This window comes from Micromonospora sp. NPDC051296 (assembly GCF_040682255.1).
Lineage (GTDB): Bacteria > Actinomycetota > Actinomycetes > Mycobacteriales > Micromonosporaceae > Micromonospora > Micromonospora craterilacus.
The window spans coordinates 1-2,330 of the sequence record NZ_JBFBAO010000593.1 but is presented as its reverse complement, the minus strand read 5'-3'; the positions used below and the strand labels follow the sequence as shown (position 1 = coordinate 2,330).

Annotated in this window: 2 protein-coding genes; one reads left to right on the top strand and one right to left on the bottom strand. The window is 70.3% G+C overall.

The window, feature by feature from the left end; translation table 11 throughout:
• On the top strand, positions 1–505 hold a 505-nt coding region (locus AB0M52_RS33295; RefSeq protein ID WP_363961822.1), incomplete at its 5' end, for a stealth conserved region 3 domain-containing protein.
• Between the two features lie 75 nt (positions 506–580).
• Here AB0M52_RS33295 and AB0M52_RS33290 read toward each other — a convergent pair.
• A partial coding sequence (locus tag AB0M52_RS33290; RefSeq protein ID WP_363961821.1) for a stealth family protein occupies positions 581–2,330 on the bottom strand: 1,750 nt, incomplete at its 5' end.

Below are 2,330 nucleotides of genomic sequence, written 5' to 3'. Positions count from 1 at the left end.
GGTCGGCGTGAGCGCGGAGGACGACTTCAACTTCAGCGCGGCGAAGAACAACCGGCGCCTCATCCAGCAGGCGTTCGGCGCCACCCTCACCCATGGGCTTCTGCACGCACCGTACGCAATGCGGCGCAGTGTGGCGTACGACCTCGACAAGGCGTTCGCCGACGAGGTCAACCGAACCGCAGCGAGCCAGCTGCGCGACCACACCGACGTCTCGATCGCCTCCTCGCTACACCACTACTACGGGTACCTCACTGGACGCTCGGTACAGGGCGGCATCCGAATGAGCTACGTGAACACCGGCGATCCGAGAGAGCACCCGCAACTGACCCAGATCCTCGTCACCCGCGGTTACGACGCGTTCTGCCTCAACGACACCCACCACGGGGAGCTCGGCGAGACGGAGCAGATCCGGGTCGTCGCCGGCTTCCTGGAGAGCTATTTCCCGGTGGCAAGCCAGTTCGAGCGGGGCAGTGCGCGCAACCGGGCCATCCGGTCGACGGCGTAGAGACGCCGCTGCCGGCGGAGCGTTGATCCGCCGGCAGCGGCGCTGGTGAGAGCCAACGTCAGCCATCTGGCCTCGTCAGGCGCCCTCCACGTCACCCACCGTCTTGAGTAGGTTGTTCGGCAGGGTCGCCGCGTCGACCGGGGCAGCCCGCCGGGCGCCCGGGACGGGCCGGAGCGAGCTGCGCCACAGCGCGGTGGCCCCCAGCTTCCGGCGCTCCGCCACCTCGTCGTCGGGCAGCTCGAACGGCGCGGGGAAGGGCAGGTAGCGCGGCAGGAAGTCGGCCAGCATCCGCTCCTGCTCCTCGATCGCACGGGGGTCCGAGTCGGTGTCGTTGAGGCAGAACACGTCGCGATGCCGGTGGGCCAGCAACTCGGCGAGGCGGGCGGGCGTCGAGGGGTGACCGAGGTCGGCGTACTCGTACTCGATGTCGCCGGGGACGGCCTGAGCGGTCAGGTACGCCCAGTACTGGTGCAGCGAGGACGGGATCGACAGGTCGCGGTGGTTGCGGAACCGGTGCCCGGCCGTCGCGGTCACGTCCGCCTGTAGCACCGCCTCGATCTGGTGCATGATGCTGCGCCGCAGCGCGAACGGGGTGTGCTTCATCTTCTGCGTAATGGTCACGCCGAACTGCCGCTGGATGTGCCGGCGGTTGTTCTTCCCGGCGGCGTTCACCGGCAGGTCGCTGCGCCTCGCCTCGCCCAGCCCGAACTGCGCCGGCGAGAGGAAGAACTTCGCGATCCCGTTGGCGTGGAAGAAGTGCGTCGGCAGCAGTGGCCGGCCCAGGAACACGTCGTCGTTGAGGTAGAGGAAGTGCTCCGCCAGGCCCTCGATGCGGTGCAGCCGGGATTCGATGGCGTGCGAGTTGAACGACGACAACCCGCCGAGGTCGGCGAAGAGCTCGGCGTGCGAGACGACGGTGATCATCGGATGGTTCGGGTCCAGCCAGCTGGGCAACTGGCTGTCGGTGACCAGGAAGATCTTCCGGAGCCAGGGCGCGAAGCCGTGCAGCGAGCGCATCGAGTACCGCAGCTCGTCCCGGTTGTGGTAGCGCGACGTGTTCGCGGCCACGGCGTGCAGTGGACCGCCGGGGGTACCCAGCGCGGACTTCTTCCGCTCCAGCCACTCCGGATCCGAGCCGTCCACCCAGGTGTAGACCGCGTCGACCGGAAACCCCACCCGGTCCGGGGCGCGGACGGCGAGGTCACGGCGGGTGCCGTAGGTGTGGTCGTCGGCCTCGGGGACGAAGTGGCTGAGCAGGGCCGCGGCGACCCGGACCGGTTCCGCCCGGGCCGGCGCCTCGTCGATCACCGCGTTGTGCCGGGGCGCGCGGACCACGTCGCCCACCCGGGTCCACAGCTCGATCTCGCAGGCGAACTGGGCGCCCAGCACGACGTCCGTCCGGGCGTCGGTCACCGGGAACCACACCTGGGTCACCTCGGCCGGTGCCAGGCCCGGCTGGTTCCGCCCGGGTTGCATCTCGACGGTGCGTACGTGTGCTCCCGCCAGGGCCGGCGCGGAGCGGACCAGTCGACGCACCGCGTCCCGCTGCTCCACCAGGACGGCGACGGAGCTACGCAGGTAGTCGTCGTTGCGCAGGCAGTGGTATTCGATGCCGGCGGACTCCAGGGCGGACGTGACGGCCGACAGGTTGCGGTGCCACATCTCCAGCGGCGTCGCGGCGGCGACCACCTCGGCCTCGGTGCGGGCGCCGTCGTCGGTGACCGTCACCCGCGAGCCGAGCGGGTGTACGGTGTCGCCGCCGCGCGGCCGGGTGAAGGTCCGTACGAGGCCGAGCCGTCGGTGCTCGGGGAGCAGGTGGAGCAGC